Annotated in this window: 18 protein-coding genes; 4 read left to right on the top strand and 14 right to left on the bottom strand. The window is 39.1% G+C overall.

Annotated elements, in window-relative coordinates:
• Positions 1-70: 70 nt before the first annotated feature.
• Positions 71-262 carry a hypothetical protein gene (locus BLV53_RS14075; protein ID WP_090301982.1) on the bottom strand — a complete coding sequence of 64 codons (192 nt, stop codon included), beginning with the start codon at positions 260-262 and terminating at the stop codon, positions 71-73.
• A gap of 407 nt (positions 263-669) precedes the next feature.
• On the opposite strand from BLV53_RS14075, the gene BLV53_RS14080 reads away from it, so the two are divergent.
• Entirely contained in the window at positions 670-1542 is an 873-nt protein-coding gene (locus BLV53_RS14080; protein WP_170830879.1) for an AraC family transcriptional regulator, read from the top strand.
• A 188-nt stretch (positions 1543-1730) separates the two neighbouring features.
• Here BLV53_RS14080 and BLV53_RS14085 read toward each other — a convergent pair whose 3' ends face one another.
• The 5 genes from BLV53_RS14085 to BLV53_RS14105 all read right to left on the bottom strand — a co-directional run bounded on the left by BLV53_RS14085 (position 1731) and on the right by BLV53_RS14105 (position 8438).
• Positions 1731-3017, bottom strand: a complete 1287-nt coding sequence (locus BLV53_RS14085; RefSeq protein ID WP_090301986.1) for a Gfo/Idh/MocA family protein — start codon at positions 3015-3017, stop codon at positions 1731-1733.
• 197 nt (positions 3018-3214) lie between these two features.
• Positions 3215-4054, bottom strand: coding sequence for a sugar phosphate isomerase/epimerase family protein (locus tag BLV53_RS14090; protein WP_090301988.1), 840 nt, complete (start codon positions 4052-4054; stop codon positions 3215-3217).
• A gap of 193 nt (positions 4055-4247) precedes the next feature.
• A complete protein-coding gene (locus tag BLV53_RS14095; RefSeq protein WP_090301990.1) occupies positions 4248-5081 on the bottom strand; it encodes an HAD family hydrolase in 834 nt (277 codons plus the stop codon).
• Positions 5082-5083: 2 nt separating this feature from the next.
• Positions 5084-6808, bottom strand: coding sequence for a glycoside hydrolase family 3 protein (locus BLV53_RS14100; protein ID WP_090301992.1), 1725 nt, complete (start codon positions 6806-6808; stop codon positions 5084-5086).
• A gap of 112 nt (positions 6809-6920) precedes the next feature.
• Positions 6921-8438, bottom strand: a complete 1518-nt coding sequence (locus tag BLV53_RS14105; protein WP_090301994.1) for an MFS transporter — start codon at positions 8436-8438, stop codon at positions 6921-6923.
• A 214-nt stretch (positions 8439-8652) separates the two neighbouring features.
• Between BLV53_RS14105 and BLV53_RS14110 the strand changes: the two genes are divergently transcribed.
• The 3 genes from BLV53_RS14110 (at position 8653) to BLV53_RS14120 (ending at position 12694) form a co-directional block, all read left to right on the top strand.
• Positions 8653-9879 carry a helix-turn-helix transcriptional regulator gene (locus BLV53_RS14110; RefSeq protein WP_090301996.1) on the top strand — a complete coding sequence of 409 codons (1227 nt, stop codon included), beginning with the start codon at positions 8653-8655 and terminating at the stop codon, positions 9877-9879.
• Between the two features lie 102 nt (positions 9880-9981).
• On the top strand, positions 9982-11439 hold the full coding sequence (locus BLV53_RS14115) for an MFS transporter (RefSeq protein WP_090301998.1): 1458 nt from the start codon (positions 9982-9984) through the stop codon (positions 11437-11439).
• Entirely contained in the window at positions 11432-12694 is a 1263-nt protein-coding gene (locus tag BLV53_RS14120) for a carboxylesterase family protein (RefSeq protein ID WP_090302000.1), read from the top strand. The genes BLV53_RS14115 and BLV53_RS14120 overlap by 8 nt, the downstream gene beginning before the upstream one ends.
• Here the strand turns inward: BLV53_RS14120 and BLV53_RS14125 are convergent.
• From BLV53_RS14125 to BLV53_RS14160, 8 genes are all read right to left on the bottom strand, one after another.
• Positions 12639-13832 (bottom strand): helix-turn-helix transcriptional regulator, encoded by a 1194-nt coding sequence (locus BLV53_RS14125; protein ID WP_090302002.1) that lies wholly within the window; start codon positions 13830-13832, stop codon positions 12639-12641. The genes BLV53_RS14120 and BLV53_RS14125 overlap by 56 nt on opposite strands.
• A gap of 124 nt (positions 13833-13956) precedes the next feature.
• Entirely contained in the window at positions 13957-16182 is a 2226-nt protein-coding gene (locus BLV53_RS14130) for a glycoside hydrolase family 2 protein (protein ID WP_090302004.1), read from the bottom strand.
• Between the two features lie 104 nt (positions 16183-16286).
• Positions 16287-17837: an AAA family ATPase gene (locus BLV53_RS14135; protein ID WP_090302006.1), complete on the bottom strand. Its 1551-nt coding sequence runs from the start codon at positions 17835-17837 to the stop codon at positions 16287-16289.
• Positions 17838-18086: 249 nt separating this feature from the next.
• Positions 18087-20054: a fructose-1,6-bisphosphatase gene (locus BLV53_RS14140; RefSeq protein ID WP_090302008.1), complete on the bottom strand. Its 1968-nt coding sequence runs from the start codon at positions 20052-20054 to the stop codon at positions 18087-18089.
• Positions 20055-20191: 137 nt separating this feature from the next.
• Positions 20192-20635, bottom strand: a complete 444-nt coding sequence (locus BLV53_RS14145) for a C-glycoside deglycosidase beta subunit domain-containing protein (protein ID WP_090302010.1) — start codon at positions 20633-20635, stop codon at positions 20192-20194.
• A gap of 15 nt (positions 20636-20650) precedes the next feature.
• Positions 20651-21523: a sugar phosphate isomerase/epimerase family protein gene (locus BLV53_RS14150; protein WP_090302012.1), complete on the bottom strand. Its 873-nt coding sequence runs from the start codon at positions 21521-21523 to the stop codon at positions 20651-20653.
• A gap of 233 nt (positions 21524-21756) precedes the next feature.
• Positions 21757-22260, bottom strand: a complete 504-nt coding sequence (locus BLV53_RS14155) for a hypothetical protein (RefSeq protein WP_090302014.1) — start codon at positions 22258-22260, stop codon at positions 21757-21759.
• Complete coding sequence (locus BLV53_RS14160) at positions 22244-23116, bottom strand: ParB/RepB/Spo0J family partition protein (protein ID WP_090302016.1); 873 nt, start codon at positions 23114-23116, stop codon at positions 22244-22246. The genes BLV53_RS14155 and BLV53_RS14160 overlap by 17 nt, the downstream gene beginning before the upstream one ends.
• Positions 23117-23131 lie beyond the last annotated feature (15 nt).

A 23131-nucleotide genomic window follows, 5' to 3' on the forward strand; every position in this document is an offset into this window, starting at 1 on the left:
AAAATTTAAATATATATAACAAAAGAGTGATGGGGTTCCCATCACTCTTTTGTTAGGATTTCATTATGCATTATGCAATGTGTAATGACTTCTGAGCATCTGCTGGATTCATCTTGCTCACCTTGCCCTGTGACTGAATGCTAACAACTTTCATAGTATTTCTACCAACGAACTCTGTATGAATTCCATGACTGAGTAAGTCTTCTGCTTTTCTGAATAAATCCTCTGGTCCTGTACATGTAATAATAGTGCCAATAGCCATTTTCTATTCCTCCCCGGCCTATGTGTTTTTTCTGTGTCCGCCATATATATCGCCGTCGGACACGTCTATCTTAAGCCCTTCTTTTTGTTTTGTCTATGAAATAGTTGTGAACAATTTGTGAATTCTACGAAAACGTTTGAATGATGCTTATTCCAAAATAATTCAATCATTGTTGCTCATAAAAAGTCAAAATATTACACTTTATAACGATTTAAATTTTGTTCATTTAATATCATAAATTTTACAAAGGTGTCATAATGTCATATAATCAAATCGGTGAAAATGCTGATGAAACCGCTATTTTTGTGATATTTTTACAGATTAAGTGTCATAAAGTTAGATTTGGTTCAATTTAGATTTATCATAATGATATGTTAGGTGTCAAAATGACATCTACAGGAGGACATATGGTACAAAATATTATTTTTCCATCTAATCAAATATTCAAATATCATCTCACTGGCAAATTCAAAGCCCTTTCTAATGAGTGGAAGCATGACTATGCCCCCTTAACTGACTATGAACTGATTATTGTCACTGAAGGAGATTTATATCTTTCTTATCAAAATAATAATTTTCATGTTAAGAAAAATGAATATCTTATCCTTCCACCTAGTGCCACCTGTAGAGATGGCTATAAGATGGCTTACTCATCCTTCTACTGGATGCACTTTGCTGTAGATTTAGGCTCTATGCCAAGTACGCTAAAACCATCCTATATGCCTAATACAGATATCACTGACTGCTTTTTAATTCCACAGACAGGTTCTCTACCCCGTCCTGAAAAGGTAATTGTACAGATGAAACAGCTACAGGATATAGTCAAAAACTCTTACCCTCAGATTTCCTTAGACACAATGACTACAAGTATATTGGCTGAGCTTTACGGACAGCTAAAGGTCATTCCCCAGCGTGGCGATAGCAGTAAATTCCGCCCAGAGCAGCAGGTATACAACGATATCTTAGACTTCATAGAAACCAATATGGACAAAAACCTTAAAGTTCAGGATATCGCTAGTTCCTTTGGATATAATTCTAAATATCTATCCCATTTATTTTTGGGGTTGTATGGAGTTCCTTTAAAGCAATTTATATTAGATCGAAAAATAGAAACCGCAAATTTCATGCTTACCGACGATGATAAGCCTATCAAAGAAATTGCCAGCGATTTAGGATTTTCAGATGTTCATAATTTCACCAGAGCCTACAAAAGACGTACTGGAATCACACCAACAGAATATAGAAATGCATTTTCAAAAAGGCTACTATTTCATAAATAAAATTTTAGTCTTAGAGCAAAATAAAAATGCATCCCACTGGCAATAGGATGCATTAAAAGTATTATATTAGGTTCAAAAGTATTTTTTAAGGAATTTCGGGAGAGCAATGGCTCGCTCTCCCATTTAATATTAAGGAAAAATTTAGTGTACTGCAATAAGCAAATATGTTAATTTCGCAAATCTATTGATTAAACTTCTGGAACATAATCATCGAAGTCGTATGTGATTGTTCCAAAATCTGTCTTCTGCTCGCGGATAGCGATAGACTTAGACATCTTCTTGATTTCCTCAGCTGTTACTGAACGGCCGAGCTCATTTGAAAGCATAACACCTTCTGAAAGGAATGCTGTCTGCATAGCGATGTATGGTGAGTCAATACGTGTCTCATCTGTAAGATCACCACGAAGGTATGAGTACCACTGAAGCTGGTTGTCATTGTACATAGCCATCTCTGGATGAAGGAGAAGCTCCTGCTGACCTGTGATATCACCGATAGCACACTCAAGCTTTGTATCAAATAAACGTCCCTTTTCATCAACACCGAAGTACTGAAGTCTTGGTAACTGTAAGTTTCCACCACCTACAATTGAGCCACCTTCAGGTACAGCCATTGGGCCACCTGTCTGGTCAACATCTGTAAACTTAAGTCCACCAAGAGAACCTGCGATGAATGTAGAACCGATTTCATCCATGTGAATAGCCCAGTCTTCATAGATATCCATTGAAAGACCACCCTTGAAACGAGCGATTGCAACTGATAAATCTTCTACTGGTGTATGGCAATCTACTAAATCATCGATAGCCTTATCTCTCCAGTAATCGCATGTTGTTGTACCATAAACGCTCTCAAGCTCTGGCATACCCATTACATAGAGCATCTGTGCAAGGTGATAGATACCAAGGTCGAAAAGTGGTCCGTGTACACCAACCTCTGGATCTACGAAATCACGGCTGAAGAATGGCATATCATAGCCTGGACGCCCCTGACGTCTGTGTCCAACTGAACGTGCGTGATAAATCTTACCAAGCTTTCCGTCAGCAATCATTTCCTTTGCGATACGAGTCTGTGGGTTGTAGATAGAGCTGATCTGGATAGCAAGCTTCTGACCATACTTCTTCTGTGCATCATATAAAATCTTTGCATCTGCATAGCTAGCTGACATTGGCTTCTCAGAGTAGCAAGGGAAGCCTGCTGCCATAACTGCTGTTGCAACTGATGTGTGAAGGTTGTTGTGTACACAAACTTCTACTTCATCAATATCATCTCTCTTTAACATCTCACGGAAGTCTACGTAAAGATCCTTCTCGTCGATGCCGTACTGCTTACCCCAAGCTAAAAGCTTTTCCTTGTCGATTTCAGCAGCTGCTACGACTTTGAGGTTCTCGCCTCTCTTGTTTAAGTTTTCGATAACTGTCATGTGACGGTGTGAGATCATACCACAACCGATAATAGCAATTCTTAATTCTTTTTTCATTTTGTCCTCCTGTTTATTGTATATGCTACGCGGCCTCGTAGGTTTCCGTGCTCCCGCAGGCCACCTCCCATGCTCTCATTGCGGTGCAGTAGCTCCTCATTCGGCATGGGGCCCTCCTGCTCGCGCTTGCCGAGGTTGTGATGCCGCTTACTATATGTATAAAAAACTACATTAATTCAACGCTAAAACGCTAGTTCCTACCAGCCAAGGATACGTAAGTATTCGCGGCTACGACGAGCGCACTCAAGTGGCTCAAGCTCGTAGTGCTCATCCTGTTCTACGATTACCCAGTTTGCGTTTGCTTCGATGGCTGCATCAAGAACTGGCTCCCAGATCATCTGGCCGAAACCTACTGGACGGAATCCGAAGTAGCCTGTGTCGCCTTCTGATTCTTCCTCTTCGATACCGATGAGCTTGTACATATTCTTAACTTCACCCTTCTTGATATAGTCCTTAAGGTGAACTACTGGGATGCGGTTTGTATACTTCTTAACGAATTCTGGAGCTTCGCCTGTAGCAACATCACACCAGCATGTGTCAAGCTCTGACTGAAGGTTATCAGCTGGGATTGAATCGAACATTTCATCATATCCCCACTTACCATTTTCAAGCTTAACGAACTCGAAGTCATGGTTGTGATAAAGGAATGTCATTCCTGCCTTGTGAATCTTCTCTCCAACTTCATTTAAAAGTGGAAGGAACTTCTTGAATCCCTCCGGATTTGCTGGGCGATATTCCTCAGCCATGTATGGCATTACAAGGTACTTAACTCCGATTGTAGAATAATCAGCGATAACCTTGTCGATATCGTTCATCATCTCGTCGAATGCAACGTGTGCAGAAATAGGTGTAAGGCCAACCTCCTCAAGAGTCTTTTTAACAAACTCTGGCTCTAAACCGTAAAGTCCTGCAAGCTCAACTCCGTCGTAGCCAAGCTCCTTTACCTTTGTCATAACATCTTTAAAATTTTCTGGTGTGTTCTCAAGTAAATCTCTGAGACCATAAACCTGAATTCCAACTGGAAGTGTTTTACTCATTTTCTTCTCCTTTTCTTATATGTTAGTTTCTTGAACTTTGTTTCGCTCTTTATGCTGTTATTCTATGAAAATTTCCCACATGATACTTTGTATTAATTTTCGTTTTCATTCTCTTAATTGCAGAATGATTTTAAGCGTAAAAAAAAGATGCAACAGATTTACATCATCTATTGCATCTTTATTTGCTATGAAATTACCTAAGATTATCCAAAAATTTATCGATAACCTTATTCTGATAGTCACCTTTATAGTTGCTATTTATAAATCTTGGGAAGGCGTTTTCTACAAGCTTAGCCCAGGACTCATTTTCAAAATTAACACATATTGGATAGTAAAGCACACCATTTGAAGCCGCTGCTTTCATATCCCCTACTGCATCACCGCACATTAAAACATTGTTTACACGGTAACCTTTTTTAAGAAGCTCACTTATGCAATGAGCCTTGCTTCCCATATCCTGAGTGCATAAAATATCTACATGCTCAGTCAAGCCGTATCGATCCCATTCAGCCTTTACAGCCTCAGGATTTGCGCTTGAAACTACTGCCACATCACATTTTTCATGTAGCTTTTCTAATGCTTCCTTTACACCTTCAAATGGTTTGATGTCTTCCTTTGGAAGTGCCTCTATTTTTTCATTTACTCTGATGCTCCAATTCAATGCCTTTTCAAAAATAGGATTTTCAGGAATCATTTTCTCCACTGCATTGTTGCTAAGCTCAGGCGCATGCTCTGCCCAATCCACAAGTGCCACTACACCTTCGATTGGTGTATATTTTGCATTTACTTCTGCAAGAGCTGTTGCAAGTCCTTTGAAGCGATTGATGCCTCTTGTCATGGTGTACAGGTTCACCTGATTCCAGCTATATAATATTTCATCCTGCCACTGTTTAAGGTTCCACTCCTCTATCATGCATGGACCGAAGCATTTGATGTGCTTGATGTTCATGGTGTCCATGGCACAGCCATCGGAGTCGACGCAGATTAGGAAGTCTTTGTTTTTTTTAAAATTTGTTAGAACTGACATATTTATAACCTCGTCTCCCAACGTCCGCACCAAACCAGTTCATTGGCGCATCCTTTGAATTCTGATTTTCCTGTAAGTTTTTCAACCAGGGCATGTAAATATTCAGGTGTGTCTGAATACGCATTTACGAATGTTTTCATCATTGGCACATCATATAAGTGATTAGTGTAATTTAATGATACAGCCACAGTTGGAACCTCATTTACAAACCAAGGATTTTGCACTGAATGAGAGGCATCATATGCAAGTCTTACATTGTTTTCCTTTGCGTAGCCCTTCATATTTATTACAAAAAGCACCAGGTCTGTATTGGCTTTGAACTCTTCACGGTTGATGTGAGCCATTACCTTAAATTTATTGAACTTGCTTGGTTGCTCGGCTTCATATTCATATATGTCCTTCGGTGATGTGACATTAAAGCCTGCCTGAGTCAGTTCCTCAATTAGCTTTGCTTTTGCTTTATCCACACCATCCGCAAGAGATGCCGGTGCACTTTCAACAAACACCAGATAAATATTTTTCTTTTCATCAGGATTAATTGGAAGCACCTTTTGAGTATCTTTCACCAATGTGATGCTTTCATCAGCAGCCTTGGCTGCAAGTTCATGGTGCTTTGCGCAGCCTACTATATCAAGTCCGTCCTTTTCAGGAAATGTAAAATCATTAAGTCCTACCATTGCTTTGAGTGCAAGGATTCGAAGCACTGCATCCTCAAGTCTTTCCTGTGAAATAACACCATTTTTTAGACCATCTCTAATGTACTGAATATCCTCTGCCGGATCATTAAAGAACAGAATCATATCACAGCCTGCTGCAATCACTCCTGGAATGTAATCCTTTCGTGGCATAGATGCTGTAAGGCCCACCATGTGAGTTGCATCAGTAATAATCAGGCCGTTAAAGCCAAGCTGCTCTCTTAATAAATCCTGAAGAAGCTCTGGCGAAAGGGTCGCAGGCTTTATCTCTGAGTCCTTAATTCCAGGACGAAGCTTTCTAGAATATGCTGGCTGGCAGATATGTCCCACCATGACGCTTGGAAGGCCTGCATCTATAAGGCTCTTATATACATATCCAAAGCTTTCATCCCATTCTTCCACTGATAAATCGTTGCAGCCCATCACCAGATGCTGATCTCTTTCCTCTGAACCATCACCAGGGAAATGCTTGGCTGCACAGGCAACGCCTCTTTTCATATTTTCTTCCATGTAAGCTATGGAGCGTGAAGCCACAAGCTTTGGATCATCACCGAAAGCTCTGGTGTTTACGATGGTGTTTCTCCAATTTGAAACCACATCGCACACTGGTGCAAATACCCAGTTGCAGCCGATAGCCTTTGCTTCCTCAGCTCCAACAGCTGCCATATCACGAACTGTTTCCTCTGTACCGCTAGCACCGCAAGCTGCACCTGATGCAATAAATGTGCCCTCACCTACAGCACCATTTCCGCCTGCCTCTGTGTTTGCAGCAATTAACACTGGAACCTTGCTGTGCTCCTGAAAATATTTATTCTGTTCATACACCTCTTCAAGTGAGCCACCTTGCCAACGAACACCACCTATGTGGTATTCGTTCACAAGCTTCGAAAGATACTCTTCATCTCTTTTTAATGTAAGATTTACAAAGAGTTGTCCTATTTTTTCATCCTCTGAAAGAGAATTGTAGGTTTCCTGTACCCACTTGATTTGTGTTTCGTTTAAGTTGAAAGGCTTTGCCTTAAGATTTACCATTTCTATAACCTCTAGTAACACCTCATCCGCCCCTCGCCGGGGTGGCAGATAACGCTAAAGCATTATCTCATCCCTTCGGGCACCTTCCCCTCAAGGGGAAGGCTAGAGAGTATTACGCTTCCTTCTTCATTTCTTTCTTATTAGAATCAGAGTTTTTTATACTCTGTGATTCGCGCTTAATTCTTGCGATGTCCTCTGAAATGCTATCCATCATTTCCTTATTTAATGGATAAAAATGCATTGCAATGATGTTGCAGATGTATCCGATGAGTAACACACCAAACATACAGATGATACCCACTACTGCAAGTCCTTTGGTGTATGGAGTATCTGCTGTTGGAAGTGATGATGATGAGCTTACTGCTGCACATAAAACACCAACTAAAAGTGGAGCAAGTGAAGATATAAGCTTATCGATGAAGCTGAAAAGTGTTCCAATCAAGCCTGGCACATATTTGCCGCTTCTGTAAACTTCATAATCTGTACAGTCTGCTGTCATAGGATATACCAAGCTTCCTGCAATGTTCTGGAAACCTGAGAATAATACCATCAGTACCAAAAATGCCAAGCTGAATGCATTCCATCCTGCAAATCTTCCATCACCTGGAAGTGATAATCCTGTAGGATCACCAAATACAAACAATGCGATTAATGCAACAAGTGAAATAGCTGCTGCATAGCTTGCATATGTGAAGCCCTTCATCTGTCCAAATCTTCTAGCAACAAATCCAATACCAAAGAACAGCATTATAATTCCTGGAACGATAGTATATGTACCTACCAAGCCAGCAGCTGCTGCATTTCCACAGATGATTGCATAAAGCAGAATAGATGCTGTAGCATTTCCGTTCATCTGACGTCCAAGCTTATCTGTAGATGCACTAATAACAAGCATTTGAAGCGCTCTGTTGCTTTTTAATACCTGCCAGTAATCCTTAAGCTTAATTGGCTCTTCATCTTTGCTTCCGATACCATAAAACTCAGGTCTATCCTTTTCTCTGATTGCAATGTAAGCAATGATTGTGCACACCATTGAAAGTGTCGCACCAACCTTCCACATCTCTGTGAAATATCCCATATCAAACTGATACATATGCTTGCCCAAAAGATATGTGTAAGAATAAAGTGGTGCAAGTGTAAAGAAAAGTGTTGATAAAATACCACTATAAATACCAAAGGTAGGTCTTTGCTTTTGATCATTTGTAAGACATGTCTGAGCAGATTTTGTAACTACGCACTGGCATGTATAACCTACAATATAAACTGCATAGAACACTACAAACATAAAAAACTGTGCAACCTTTGGGAACTTAGGTGTTACAAAAAACATAAGTGCTGACATTATCAGCATAATAATCTGTCCAATAACAAGGAATGGTCTGTTCTTTCCAAACTTGCCATTAGTCTTGTCCAGGATTACACCAATGACAGGATCTGTTGCTCCATCCCAAAGTCGCATGATTGTTGCAAGAGATGATGCAAGCACAACTCCAACGCCGACAATACCATTTAAATAGTATGAGATGAAAATCATCATCCACATGTAAGTGTTGGTTCCCACATCGTTTACTGCAAGACCGGCAATTTGCCACCATTTTGCTCTGTTAATACAGTCATTCCTTTGTTCCATTATTTTCTCCTCCTTTAGGCCACCCCCGCGTGGTCAATTGATGAAGTAATCTTATACGGAATAGTCGATTATAACAATTACTATATTTTCAATAAATCGTACTATGTTTATCTTTTCTCAAAAAATAATAATATAGTATGATATTATGTAAATATAGTTAGAATTTAATCAAGCTCGTGACTGTATAATACATACTACGAGGTACAAAGTTATCATGAATTACACATATATCGATTTTACAATCTCTTTTTTCCACAAATTAAATCTTGTTACAAACGTAATTAAAATCACAGAACCTTTACCTGCTGATTTGGACTTGGGTCTTAGACATTCAATTATAGGGGACATAAGTAGAACCCTTGCAGAAATGGATTTTTTACCTGCCGATTTTGTAGAGACTAATACTATATTTTTTTCTACTGACAAGTACGAATGTCACTATATTTTTCTCCCACTGCCTACTCCTGCCAGGGACAAGACTCTGGTGGCAGGTCCATACTTAACAGAAAACACTTCTATCCTAAAAACAAATGAATTATGCAAAAAGCTAAACATTCCAGACGGTCTTCACCAATTCATGCATCAATATTTTGCTACTCTGCCATGCCTGCCAGATACATCTGTAATAGAAAACTATATTGATACTGTGGGTGAAGCCCTTTATGGTTCAGGGAATTATCATATTGAATATATCCGTCAAATCACGGATTCAGCCACGCCTTATATATCAAATATCGATACCAGCGACAATGAAGAAATGATGAAGCGAATGGAGTATAGATATAGCCTAGAGCAAAAGGTTATAGATGCAATTTCCAGAGGAGACTTCAACAGTGCCATGAGAGCAAGCTCGGATCAGGCCCTTAGAAACATAGACAATCGTTCCTCAAGTACTTTGCGCAGCAAGAAAAACAACCTTCTAGCCTTTAACACTGTTTGTCGAAAGGGGGCAGAAAAAGGCGGTGTACATCCAATTTTTCTAGATGAAATGTCCAGACAAATGGCAATAAAGGTAGAAAATATGATATCCACAGAACAGGACAAACTGGTTCACCGTGATATTTTGAAAAACTATTGCAATATGGTACAACAAAATTCCACATCAGGATTTTCCCCAACCATGCAAAGAGCTTTGATACATGTGTCGCAGCATCTGTTTGATACTGACCTGACGCTGCAGTCCACTGCAGAAAGCCTTGCTCTCAATAAAACTTACCTGGCAAATTTATTCAAAAAAGAAACTTCAGGGACCTTTACGGCATACGTAAATACCCGCCGCATAAACCATGCTATTTTCCTTTTGAATACTACAGATGCCCCTATTCAATCCATCGCAAGCGATTGTGGAATTCCTGATGTAACCTATTTCACCAGAATCTTTAAAGAGAAAAAGGGGCTGACCCCCAGCAATTACAGAAAACTTATTAAATCAAAATCATAGAAAGAAATATCGTTATGTTTAGTCATATTATTTTCTATTATAAAACTCCAGTTCTAAATATACTGATTTCACATTAAACAAATCAATGGAGGAGAATCAGTAATGAAAAAAGAACAAACTAAAGAAACCAAACTGTCCTTTCTAGAGCAATTTGGTTATTTCAGTGGTGACTTCGGGGGAAGCTTAGTCAATCTTTATATCAGTGCATTTTACGTAACCTTCTGTAACTATGTACTTGGTATCAGCCCAGCGTGGATGGCAACACTTATCTTTGTTGCAAAAATATGGGACGCAATCAACGATCCTATGATTGGCTCATTGCCAGACCGCTTCAAGCTAGGTAAAGGCTCTGATAAATTCAAGCCTTGGGTAAAAATATTTATGGTGCCTTTAGCACTTACAGGTCTTTTATGTTTTACAGATACTACATCATTCCCAAGTGTTATCAAGCATGCATGGGTTGCAGTTTCTTACATTCTTTATGGTATGGCTTATACAGGTGTTTCAATGCCTTATGGTGCAATGGCATCTGTTATCACCGACTCACCTGTAGAGCGCACACGTCTTTCACGTGCGAGAGCTTTTGGTGGAATGGGTGTAGGTATCTTATTTATCCCTATCGTTTCACTTGCTATTTGGGATGATGCAGGAAATCCAAAGGCTAGCGGCTACTTCCTTATGGCTGTTGTAGCAGGTATCCTTTCTGTTATCTTCTATCTTTTACTTGTAAACCTTACAAAAGAGCGCATCCATCAGGATCACAGATTTGTCGGTGAAAGTGCTCCAAAATACAGCCTTGGCCATGTTGTAAAGGAAGCATTCACAAACAGAGCTCTTATCGCTGTTATGATTGCATCTATCGGAAGTATGTTTGCAAGTGCTCAGAGCATGAACAACTACCTTTTCAAAGAGTACTATCACATGCCAAAGGCAATGGCTGCATCGTCATTCATCAACCTTCCAATGATGTTCCTTGCATTCTTTGCAGTTCCACATCTTGCAAAATTGATTGGTAACAGAAAGCTGATTATTTATTCAGCTGCTTATAGTATAGTTGCTTTTATCATTTTATACCTTGTGCCAATTCCAAATTGCTATGTATTCATGTTTGTAAGCTCTGTTGCAAACCTTGGACTTACAGCATTTACAATGCTTGTTTGGGCACTTGTAACAGAATCAATTGATTATCAGGAATATAAATCCGGCGAACGCTCAGATGGAACAATGTATTCAATCTATACATTCTCAAGAAAAATCGGCTCTGCTGCTGCAGCTTCTATCTCTACAGCACTTATCGGTACAGCGGGATTTGTTGCTGGCGCTGCTGAGCAGGTTCCTGCATTTGGTGAAAATATCAGAAAGCTTGTTATTTTAATGCCACTTGTTGGTGCCGTAGTAATCCTTGTAAGTATCTGGCTTGTATATCCACTTACAAAAGCAAAATCTGATGAGATGTATGAGAAATTACATGAGATTCATGAAGCAAAAAAAGCAGATAATGTTAAATCTGATGCTGAAGAAGCAAATAACACAATTGAACTAGAGGTACAAAATGCATAAATTTACAACTATCACTACAGACCTTGGAGAAATCCAAGGTCTTGAATTTGAAAATGGAACAAAACAATTTAGAGGAATCAGATATGCTACTGCTGAACGTTTTGCATATCCAATAGCAGTTGATTCATGGACAGGCACATACGATGCAACAAAATTTGGCAATGCCTGTCCACAATTCAGAACCTATGACCCAGAGGATAAAAAAGATCCAAAGCCTTTTTATTACAAAGAGTTTCGTGAAGGGGTAGCATTTACCTACGATGAAGACTGCCTGTTCTTAAACATTTATTCACCTAAGGATGCAAAAAATGCTCCTGTTATCATTTATATTCATGGTGGGGCTTTTCAGGGTGGCTGCGGTAATGAGCTGCATATGGACGGCACCGCCTATGCAGAAAACGGCGTTATATTTGTAACCATCAATTATCGATTGGGAGTGCTTGGATTTCTTTGTGATAGAAAGCTTACTAAAGAAGCTGGACACAGCGGAAATTATGGATTATACGACCAGTTGGAGGCGATCAAATGGGTGCATAGCCATATAGCTTCATTCGGTGGTAACCCGGATAACATCACATTGTTTGGACAATCCGCAGGGGCTATGAGTATACAACAGCATTGCTTTTCACCACTTACCAAGCCTTACTTTAACAAGGCTTATATGGCAAGTGGTGCTGGAATTGGCAGAGAATTTGCAAATGTTAATCCTGTTGAAGATAGCTACGATTACTTTGCAAAAATAACCGATAAACTCGGTGCTACACCTGATGAATGGAGAAAGGTTCCAGTTCAGGATTTAATAGAGACCTTCAAAGCAAATATTGATATAAACATGATGATTCACTGCTGCCCTCATGTTGATGGAATAATCATTCCTCAAAATCCTGAAAAGTCTTTGGAAGGCAAAGCATTTGCAGATATTCCATACCTTCTCAGCACAAACTCAGAAGATATGGCACCTGAATTCTTACATGATATGAGTAAAGAATTCTGCAATGCAGTTAATGATAATGGTGGCAAAGCCTATTATTTCTACTTCAGCAGACAGCTTCCAGGTGACACCTCTGGAGCATTCCATTCTGCTGAGCTGTGGTACACCATGGGCTCCCTCAAAAAATGCTGGCGTCCATTGACTAATGAAGATTATGTATTATCAGATAATCTTGTAAATATGATTTGTGAATTCGTAAATACGGGATCTATATCTTGTAACGCTTACGATATGCCCCAGGTGTCATTTCAAATTCAGCCTTAAATAGCTTTACAAAATAATTAGCATCAGGTATTCCTACACTGCCGCTTATCTTTTGGATTTCATCATTGGTTGAAATCAAAAGATGGGCGGCTTGTTTTAATCTAACCTGTCGCAAATATATTGCAGGTGTCATGCCTGTTTCCTTCTTAAACTGGGAAATCATGTAGCTTTCAGTAATATTTAATTCTTCTGCAATCTCCCTTATTGAAACGTCATGCATATAATGCTGATTTATCGAGTAAATGATACTTTGAGTCAGTGCAGAGTATTTCTCATTTTTTATAATACGGATTATTTCGCAGAACTCCTTGAGCATAATCTCGCAGGCCTCTTCCATTTGCTTTTCACTCTGAGCCGCTGATATAGCCATGGACTCCTTTGTTGTTATTTTGTGAATAATAGGTGCCGGAACGCCTGCCTCATAGGCTGCTATCCTGCTCATGGCTCTATTTACAGCAAGTCCAAATTTCTTTTCCTGAAGACCTACATTTCTGGTCCACATACCGGCCGCATTCTCTGATAATAGCTTTTTGTAGTGCAGGGTTTCCTGTATGTTTCCCCGCTTAATTGAGTCCATGTATTCTCTTTCTGTTATATAATGTGCTTCAATATTTGCATTACTTATACGCTCTAAATCAACATCATTTGAATCTTCTACAGTATGACCTTTGTATTTGGTAAAGTGTTCTGTAAGATTTGTAATACCCAGATTTCTGGTAATGCCACGTATGATTTTATCCATTACTGCCTCTGGGATAACTGGATATTTGCCATAATAAATAAGCAGCTCATTGGCATCCATTTTTTTCTTGTCTATCTGATTGCACAGTTGAATACTCTGGCCTATAGTCATTTCCTCTGACAGATATGGACCTACTATTATGGGTATTTCATTGTAGTAAAATAAAACAATTCTTATATGCAGTAGGTCTTCAAAATAATTCAGGTTATCATAATGCCCCTTCTCCAAAATAAGCTTTAGGGCATCTTTAGACAACCAGGCCTGACCATCTATAGCTCTATTGTCTTCACAAAACTTTTCCACATCCTCATCATTTTCAAATATATTTATCCCCAAATTGAAAATGTCATGTATAAGATTCATTGCAATTTGTAATTTATCAGCTTTATTTTTCATTTCTATCCCTCAATAAACGTCAAATAAAGGGGCTGATGCGTTCAGTCCCTTTTTTGATTATATAACTTCTTGTGTGCCTTTTCCTTAAGTGGCCCACAAGAAGTCATCATATTTGGCAGCTTCACTAGCCACAGCTATATTTTGTTAATTCTTCATTTAGAGCCTTTACTTCTTCCTCTGTGTAATCAGGCTTTGCCAATTCAAAAAATCTATCCAGAGTAAAAGTACCCACCATATCTCTCATGGCTTTTCCTACATCTGGCATACGCTTATCTATGGCTGAGATGGCATTGTCGCAGGCTAACAAATCATTTATAGTAGAGCGCACTGACAGGTAGCCTTCTGGGAATAGCTCTGCTTCTTCCTTTTCATCCAAAAACCAGTTTCGCACATTTAGTCCTGGGTTTTGATCCACATAAATATATGATTCGTCGGCTGTAGACTGTTTATTAAATACCACCTTATCTGTGCAGCCAGCAGCCTTTGCGGCAAATTCATTGTAACCATACTTAAGAGGTACATTTTCAAAAACAGCACTTCCATTACAGGTGTCAGCTTCAAGTGTAGCTGTGTCAGTAACTAAAATAACTCTAGGCTGATTAGAATAAACCTTTACATTTATGCTATCTTTGCAGCGATTAACATATCTTTTGCTCGCAATATGAACAAATGGCTCCTTTGACCACATAGCCTTGTAGTAGTAAAAGCTATCCTTTTTTGTCTTTCTGTCAAAGGTTACAAGCCCCTTAATATTCCTATTTTTAATGTTGGCCGCCTGTCTGATTGGGCTTGTAAAATCAAACATATTCCATACAAAGCTGCCCCAGACAAAATCACGCTCAGCCATCATAGGATAGACCGTTTCGTGATACAGAGCCTGATATTCCTCAGTGTAATCATTTACCTTTGGCTCATCGCTATGGAACTGTGTATTCGTATCAGCACCATATTCGGAAATAGCAAGTGGCATATCAGGATTTACCTTATGGAACTCATCTAAGAATTTACCATGGTCTGCGAACTCACCATAGTACCAGCCGTAATAAATATTATAGGCAGTGACATCTGTCACCTGATTTAATGTACTATCCGGATGTACCACATTTAAGTTTGCGCAGGTTGAAAATCTGGTGTCATCAAGCTCATGAACAATGTCATTTAACACATGCATCTTTTCTGCCATATATGGAAATTCTCCGTAGATAGCTATCTCATTTTGGATTCCCCAGAAACAGATGCTAGGATGATGCAGGTTCTGGAGTATCATCTCCTTTAGCTGAAGCTTTGCATTTTCAAAAAGGTGCTCATCCTCTGTGAGCTTTAGCATAGGAATCTCTGCCCATGTGACAAAGCCTATCTCATCGCACATGTCGTACACTTCCTGTGGATGAGGGTAGTGTGAAAGTCGAACAGCATTGGCACCTATTTCTTTGATGAGAGACATATCCTCTTTCCAGTTTTCCATTGTGGCTGCAGAAAAAACGTCATGTGTATCCTGGTGCTTTGCCACGCCATGAAGCTTGAGATGATTGCCGTTTAAGAAAAAGCCTTTGTCCGCATCCATGGAAATTGCTCTAAAACCGATAGACTTTTCTACCGAATCAACTTCTATTCCATCTACTACTAAAGTAGCTCTGGCTGTATACATATGAGTTTCATCTAAACCATTCCAAAGAATAGGTGCTTCAAGCTCCAATCGCTCTGTCATTTTATTGTCAGGTGCACATCCTGCTCTTACAAGCTCCTTATCACCTTCTAATATCGTATATACGATATTGATATTTTCTGACTCGCACTCATTAGCCCCAAGAGAAATCACAGTTTGTGCCCAAAGCTTACCATCGCCATTTTCATCTACTTTAGTATTAAATATTACACCATCTGTACCAAAATAGGTTCTATCAAAGCAAGTCTCACCGGTAGAAATAAATTCCACCTTTCTATGAATACCTCCAAACACAGCAAAATCCCCAGAGATAGGTGACACCTGCAAATCCTTGTCAGTGCTAACGAGTACAGTGAGAAGATTCTCTCCTGCCTTTATAGCCTTAGAAAGTTCTACCGCGAAAATGTTGTAACCACCCTCATGCTGGCCTACAAGCTGTCCATTTAAATAAATCTTACAGACCTTATCAACACCATAAAATTTTACAAAAGTTCTCTCCTTATCCTGCTTCGTATATACGAATTTCTTTTGATAAACTGCCTCACCACGATAATAATCATCATCCTTGTACCAGGTGTGCGGTAAATTGATTACTTCGCCCTCTATAGCCTTTGTTATATCTATATCCTGCCAGTTGGCCTTATTAAAAACCCATTCATTATTCCAATCAAAAAAAGTTACCATTTCGCCCTCCTCAATTAAGTCTAACGAAATGGTAACATAAATACTTTTCTATGAATAGAAATATATATCTCTCAACAGTAATATTTGTCACTGGTCTTTTTCAGCTAACCTTCCGAGCCAGCATCATAAAAGCTAATACTTTTCTTTATGTATTCCTCTATTCCATCCTGAAGCTTTCCAGTGTCTTGTGCAAAAAGGCTCTCTGCGATCTTATTAGCTGTAGCTCTTCCCATGGCTCCAATCTGCATCATGTGAGAAAGTATCTCATTTTTATACACCACGGATATCTCTCGATTCGGTATAGACACCTCACATAACCACGTTCCATCTCCCTGAAGTTCTTTTCTAAGTGTTTTCAAATATCCTGCCACCAAAAGAAGGCTGTAGATATTAGAAGGGTCCTCGGATATGGATCTGTAAACCACGTTTTGATCAATCTTTACAATAACTCGCTCTCCTTGAAGAAGTGAAGACAGTTTTTCTGTAATATCATCAGTTGCTGTTTTCAGCACATCTTCAAGAATTTCATTTTTACCAGTGTTTACCCAGTATGCTTGAGGGAGACATCCCTTTGAAAGATAATTAATTACAGACCATGGATTATATATTTCCTTATTTCCAAAAATATACCCATCATACCAGTCCCTCACTTCTTCCGCTTTATCTAAAGCACCATAATATGCAAGCATTTTCTGTACTTCATTTCCAGTAAACCCAAAGAAATCATCGAACTGCTCATCCATAACAGAATTAACTGTAAGATTATTCAACCCACTGAAAATACTTTCCTGAGCTATTCGCAAGATACCTGTCAAAAAACCATAAGATAGATAACTATTATCCTTAAAACCTCCTGAAAAGAAATTCCGCATAAATCCAATGATTTCATCATAAAACTCTTTTGAATAACCTTCCTGAATTGGAGTATCATATTCGTCAATGATTATAATTGGAGCCTTACCATAATGAACTGCAAGCATTTTTGAAAGTTTTTGAAGAGAGGACGACAGTTCTACTTCATCTGCTCTTCCACTCAGAATCTTATCAAAATATTCTTTCTCATATTCTGCAAGCTTGTCACTATTCCTAAGTTCTAAGTGTCTGCCAAATTCTTCCTGTACCAGTTCAGAAATTTTTGCAAAAGTAGCATTCCAGGAATCATACTTAACATCTTTAAATGTCAAAAAAATCACTGGATATTTTCCCTGATGCTTTCTGTACTCTTCACCACAATTCCAGATTAATTTATCAACAAAATAGCTGCTGGTATCCTCATCAGATATTTCAAAAAAAACTCGCAACATATCCATATTCAAAGTTTTCCCGAAACGTCTAGGCCTTGTAAACAAAGATACTAATGCCTTTCGATCTAAAATCTCCTTGATAAGCAGGGTTTTGTCCACATAATAGTATTCAGACTGAGCTCGTACAAAATCGGAAATTCCCACTGGAAGCGTCTTTTTCACATCCACAGTATCTTGTTTAACATATCGTCCGCTAACAATGCGGTTATCTACAGGGTGCTTTGCGTCATCTGGAATTTGCCACTGTTTTCCTGATTTCATAGCACCAGGAATTTTTCCTAATCTGCATAATTCCGATATTCTGCGTTCTGATATTCCCCATAATTCAGACATGTCTTTACAAGTTTTCATGCACAAAGCCCCCTTGTACTTTTTTCTTCAGTATAAATGTCATTCGGAACAATGTCAATTTATTTTCGATATTATTCGGAATAATATCAATTTTTATTCGACATATTTCCGAATAATGTCAAGACAACTTGATATACTTCCGAATATAATAAAATATTACCATTCCTATCCTCCCCAAATAAAGTCTTCCATAGGCTTCTCCTAAATCAGTCTATATTAGGGTTTTCAAGAAATGGTAACATATAAATTCTATTCTTTTTCAACTAACCGTCCGGTGCGATAAGCCTCTAACAAATTTTCCAACTCTCTAATTGTCTCTTTTATACTCTCCCCGTTATCAGTATCTGCAACAGTTTTTCGTCGTTCTACATGCTGCACAAGCACTGTGTCAGAATGGATGTCACTGCCTGTTTCCACTGCTTTTTCAACAGATTCGAATGGTTCGTGAGCGGCCAAAAGGAAGCCGTAGGAATTGTAGGTTAGTGTGTAGCCTGCTATGCCTGTCTTTGGCTGGTAGGCTTTTGAAAAGCCACCGTCTATTACAATAAGTCTGCCACCACATTTGATAGGAAGCTCACCCTTTTTAGCCTCCACTGGAACATGTCCATTGATGATGTGGCTTTCAGGTGAATCAAGACCAAACTCATTAAGAATCATGGTCACTGTTTCATCCTTGTCGTACCAAGTGTAATATGGATTTTTCTTTTCCACATGGGTTTCCTTTTCAGCTATGAAATAGCGTTCAAAGGTAGCCATTTTGTCCTTGCCAAATACTGGCGAATTGGCATGACACCAGGTGTACCATAGCATATCCATTCCACGCTGCTTTTCCACAGGGTCAATAGCATAGTAGCCCTTGCGCAAAAGCTGCTCTAATGTATCATAAAGTGCTCTACCCTTGTATTTTTTGCCGCAAAGCTCCACTTCCTTTAGCTGTCCGTTTTCATCCAGCGGCACGCATCCATGGAACAACAGATTGTTATTATAGGTCTTGTACAATCCGCCTTTACGATATAAAAATCGCACATGCTCCTGAAGCTTTTCACAGTTTATAAAACCGTTGCGAAGCTTTTCCATTACCTCTGCCTCTTCCTCTGATAGTGCGTATGGGTCAGCAGGATTTACTGTAGGAAAATTCTTATCAAGCAGCTCATACTCCTTGCCATCTATGGTCACAACTCCTCTGGTCAAATCCATCTTATCCAAAAGCAGTCTATCTTCCATGTGCCACTCTGGATGCTTTTTTATCAGCTGACCTTCCACCTTAAACTGAATGATGGACATGGCCTTGTGCATCTTCCTGTCGGTCTCAGCATTGGCCAGGTCATATTCGCCTTCACGATAATGCAGCGCAAAGCAATCACAAGAATCCTCCTTGTAGGTATCCATAGCAAACTTGAATAAAGGTAAAAGATTAATTCCGTAGCCATCCTCTAAAATATCAAGATTGCCGTATCTGGCAGAAAACCTGAGCACTGTTGCTATGCAGGCAAGCTGTCCTGTAGCAGCTCCCATCCACACAACATCGTGATTACCCCATTGGATATCCACACTATGATAGTGCATAAGTGTATCCATGCAAATGTGTGGGCCTGGGCCTCTGTCGTAAATATCACCAACTATATGCAGATGATCCACAACAAAACGACTGATAGCATTGGACAAAGCTATGATAAGCTCCGGTGCTTTTCCGATTCTGATTACCGTGTGAATAATCTCATTGAAGTAGGCCTCCTGGTCTCTGGAATCACGCCTTCCTGTGATAAGCTCTTCAATTACATAGGCAAAATCCTTTGGCAAAGATTTTCTCACCTTGGAACGAGTGTACTTGCTGGCTGCCGCTTTGCAGACCTGGATGAGTCTGTTAATCATCACCACATACCAGTCGTCCATTGATGTGCCCCAGGCACTTTCCTTTATCATCCTGATACGTTGCTCAGGGTAATAAATTAGGGTGGCCAAATCCCGCTTTTCCTTTTCGGAAAGCATGTTGCCAAATTCTTCATCAATCTTTCTTTTCACTGCACCTGAACCATTTTTCAGCACATGGGCAAACTGTTCATGCTCCCCGTGTATATCCGACAGATAATGCTCTGTGCCCTTTGGCAGACTCAGAATTGATTGAAGATTGATGATTTCTGTAGCTGTTGACGCCACATTCGGAAACTGTTTAGACAGTATCCTTAGGTACGAATCCTGATTTTCCTTTTTCTCCACTTTTTTCCTCCCAAAAAATTCTTCCCTTAAAATTTTCTTTCAACATAACTTTACAATAGAATTTTTCAGAAAAAAAGTGTAAAAACCAATACAAAAAGTGGAGAAAGGTCTTCTCCACTTTCAAGCAATGGATAAAATTAAACTATTAGCAGTCTTCTTTCATTTACATGATGACCAAATTCTGGCATGAAAACCATGCTTTCCTTGTCTGGATCTAAGCCATCCTGAATGATTGGTGGCATGTAGCTTGATGTAAAACAAAAACCATATTTTAAGTCATGATAACCCTGCGCAAGTCCACCTGGCTTTTTCACCTTTAAAACTGCAGGGCATGTTGTTGCCCAATGGGTCTGAAAATCACCTGCCATCTCCTCATTTGTAAAATCTTCACCTTTGATATTCCAAATGATATCATCCTTTTCGATTTTCTCTCCATCGATATAAAGTGTACCTGGGCGAATCTGTGAAAGGAAAATTCCTCTGTAGTATGGAAGTCTCACCTTAAACTGAAAGCCTGTGACATTACCATTTTCGTCCTTTGTATTTCTGAATCCTACGGATTGAATAACCTGTTTTTCCATATGTATTTCCTCCCATTAATCTCCAAGTAAGTTCTTAAGCAAAATGTGGTGTTTGCGAAGTGTCTGTCCTACTTCATAGCCATCGTCATATTTGTCTGCGCCTTCGTATTCGCTGAGCAAATATCCTTCATAGCCATTTTCAGCCATAACCTTGATGACTTCTTCGTAAGGAATAGTTGTCTCCTTGAAGTCATCACTCATGTTGATGAACTTTGCATGGCAGCAATAAATGTATGGAAGTAATGGAATAATATCCTCTGGCTCGTTTGGAGTATAAAGTGGATCAACCCACTCGCCTTCCTTGAAGCCTGTTCTAAATACCGAAAAATCAATATTTAATCCAAAATTCTTTGTTCCTGTCTCCTTGATGAAATCCACAAAATCTGTAACAAGCTTGCCCTTAAGATTTGATGGTGTATGAATCTCTGGGCACATCTTGATTCCGAGCTCTTCTGCAAGTGGAAGTGCTCCCTTGATGATTTCTCTCCAGTTTGTAACTGGCTCAAGTAAGTCATTGATAACAGGCATTTTGGTACGCATAACTGTAAATCCAAGTCTGTGAGCCAGTCGGATATCACGTTTAAGCATTTCTACTGATTCCTCTGTTGTGAGATCTCTGTCGCCAAGCACATGAGAATCAATCCAGTTGCCATATTCCACTGGTACGATTTCATACTTGTCACAAAGTCTCCACCAATTTTCAACCCACTCATCTGTTGGGTATGGGTAGTTTTCAATGTGTGTGTTTGCAAGGATTTCAATACCATGTGCCCCCATGTCATGGATATCCTCAAAGCAATCTTCAAGTGTTTTTGTAAGGCCAAACTCAGCTGAGTAACTGTAGAGAGCGACGCCACGTTTTGGTCCCTTCTTGTTGTACTGATACATATTTGTTCTCCTCTCAAATATCGTGTTGTATAGTCCCTAATCACTCCAGACCACTGGCTAATATAGCTGGTCGAGCTGTTTTACATTGCTGTCGATGTATTCATTGTATGTAATTAATCTAAATACACATTTTCAATAATTTCTCTTTATCATCTGAAATATTGCAATAAAAAATGACAATAAAAAAAGATGCAACAGAAGGAAAGCCTGTGTTGCATCTTTAAATGTGTTATTCACTTACGCTTTTGTAGTCGCTCTCGAATTTCTCCAGCATACTTTATTATTTTTTCTTTCCACTCCGGATCCTCTTCATCCAAGCGGTAGGCATAGTAACCATATTGCTTAGCCTGTGAACATATCACCTTTTCATCATCAATATGAAGACTTATGTGATAGTAGGGCGGCATTTTCTGTGGAAGCAATTTCTTTTTATCTCTCTGCACCTCACGTAAATGCCTGTTTGCATTTATAATCCCATCGAAGCTCACTCCGTACAGTTTAAAATAAGTAGCTATATAATGTACCGTTCTGTAGGATGAAGTGTACACCCACACCTCATAATCCTGATTTTGCAGTTCTTTAATAAGCTCAGGTGTCCCTAATCTCAATCTCTCTTTAAAAAATAAATTAAAAGGAAATACAGGTGGTTTTTCTGTCTTGTGAGTCTTTGGATATACAAACAGTGCCTCATCAAGATCGAAGGATATTCTCATTTTGTCACTAATCTTCTTTTGCATCTTTTCCCATTTCCCCTATTATATTCTTGATTGTGGTTGACCAATTTGCATCCTCCAAATCAAACGCTTTTGACACCTTGGCTGTTCTATCTACCCAATACAATTTGTCATTATAGATGTGTAGTGTAAGTTCGTATTTATTGTGAAACATATCATCGATGCTTTTTGCCACAGCTGGATTAAGCTTTGGTATTCTTTTATCTCCGGTAATTACACCTGTTATTTCAGCATGATAAAGCTTGAACAGATTTTTCATATATTCAAGAGAGTGTAGTCGCTCAGTAAACAACCATATATCGTAGCCTTCACTTGCAAAAAAATGAAAAAGTGCAGGAATCCCCTTTCTTATTCTCTCTGTGTAAATCCTGTTAAATGGAAATAACAATTCATTTTCCATTTCACCAGACTCTCTAAAAATCACCTGATCAAAATCAAAAAGAACCCTCTTATTGTGAACAGATGCTTTCAACAATCGCTCCACGTCCTCCTGGCTGGTCAAATTAACAACCTTTACCGGCACATATTTCCTGCCAAGCTTGTAGTATGCAGCCCACCTATGATGACCATTTAGAATCATGTAGCCATTAGGATGAATCTTCTCCACTATGATTGAATTCATAGCGGAATCAGTCTGCACAAAGCCCCCACCATTTCCGATTCGATATATGTAATCTGAAATTATAGAATAGTTAGGTCCCACATTAGGCTTACAAAATTCATCATTTGGATTAGGATGTACTTTCGCAATAGGCACTCTTCTAATTATAGCTCGCTCAAATATGTTTGCCTTCACTGGGAAAGATAGACTATTATATTTTTCCACTTCCTCTGCTAGTTTTTTTTCAAAATCAGCCATTTCTTTTTCCTTTAT

This window comes from Pseudobutyrivibrio sp. ACV-2, from assembly GCF_900107545.1.
GTDB lineage: Bacteria > Bacillota > Clostridia > Lachnospirales > Lachnospiraceae > Pseudobutyrivibrio.

Bases quoted from the DNA above. Each gene is read 5' to 3' on its own strand.
- BLV53_RS14075 (WP_090301982.1), bottom strand. From the start codon at position 262: ATGGCTATTGGCACTATTATTACATGTACAGGACCAGAGGATTTATTC.
- BLV53_RS14080 (WP_170830879.1), top strand. From the start codon at position 670: ATGGTACAAAATATTATTTTTCCATCTAATCAAATATTCAAATATCAT.
- BLV53_RS14085 (WP_090301986.1), bottom strand. From the start codon at position 3,017: ATGAAAAAAGAATTAAGAATTGCTATTATCGGTTGTGGTATGATCTCA.
- BLV53_RS14090 (WP_090301988.1), bottom strand. From the start codon at position 4,054: ATGAGTAAAACACTTCCAGTTGGAATTCAGGTTTATGGTCTCAGAGAT.
- BLV53_RS14095 (WP_090301990.1), bottom strand. From the start codon at position 5,081: ATGTCAGTTCTAACAAATTTTAAAAAAAACAAAGACTTCCTAATCTGC.
- BLV53_RS14100 (WP_090301992.1), bottom strand. From the start codon at position 6,808: ATGGTAAATCTTAAGGCAAAGCCTTTCAACTTAAACGAAACACAAATC.
- BLV53_RS14105 (WP_090301994.1), bottom strand. From the start codon at position 8,438: ATGGAACAAAGGAATGACTGTATTAACAGAGCAAAATGGTGGCAAATT.
- BLV53_RS14110 (WP_090301996.1), top strand. From the start codon at position 8,653: ATGAATTACACATATATCGATTTTACAATCTCTTTTTTCCACAAATTA.
- BLV53_RS14115 (WP_090301998.1), top strand. From the start codon at position 9,982: ATGAAAAAAGAACAAACTAAAGAAACCAAACTGTCCTTTCTAGAGCAA.
- BLV53_RS14120 (WP_090302000.1), top strand. From the start codon at position 11,432: ATGCATAAATTTACAACTATCACTACAGACCTTGGAGAAATCCAAGGT.
- BLV53_RS14125 (WP_090302002.1), bottom strand. From the start codon at position 13,832: ATGAAAAATAAAGCTGATAAATTACAAATTGCAATGAATCTTATACAT.
- BLV53_RS14130 (WP_090302004.1), bottom strand. From the start codon at position 16,182: ATGGTAACTTTTTTTGATTGGAATAATGAATGGGTTTTTAATAAGGCC.
- BLV53_RS14135 (WP_090302006.1), bottom strand. From the start codon at position 17,837: ATGAAAACTTGTAAAGACATGTCTGAATTATGGGGAATATCAGAACGC.
- BLV53_RS14145 (WP_090302010.1), bottom strand. From the start codon at position 20,635: ATGGAAAAACAGGTTATTCAATCCGTAGGATTCAGAAATACAAAGGAC.
- BLV53_RS14150 (WP_090302012.1), bottom strand. From the start codon at position 21,523: ATGTATCAGTACAACAAGAAGGGACCAAAACGTGGCGTCGCTCTCTAC.
- BLV53_RS14155 (WP_090302014.1), bottom strand. From the start codon at position 22,260: ATGCAAAAGAAGATTAGTGACAAAATGAGAATATCCTTCGATCTTGAT.
- BLV53_RS14160 (WP_090302016.1), bottom strand. From the start codon at position 23,116: ATGGCTGATTTTGAAAAAAAACTAGCAGAGGAAGTGGAAAAATATAAT.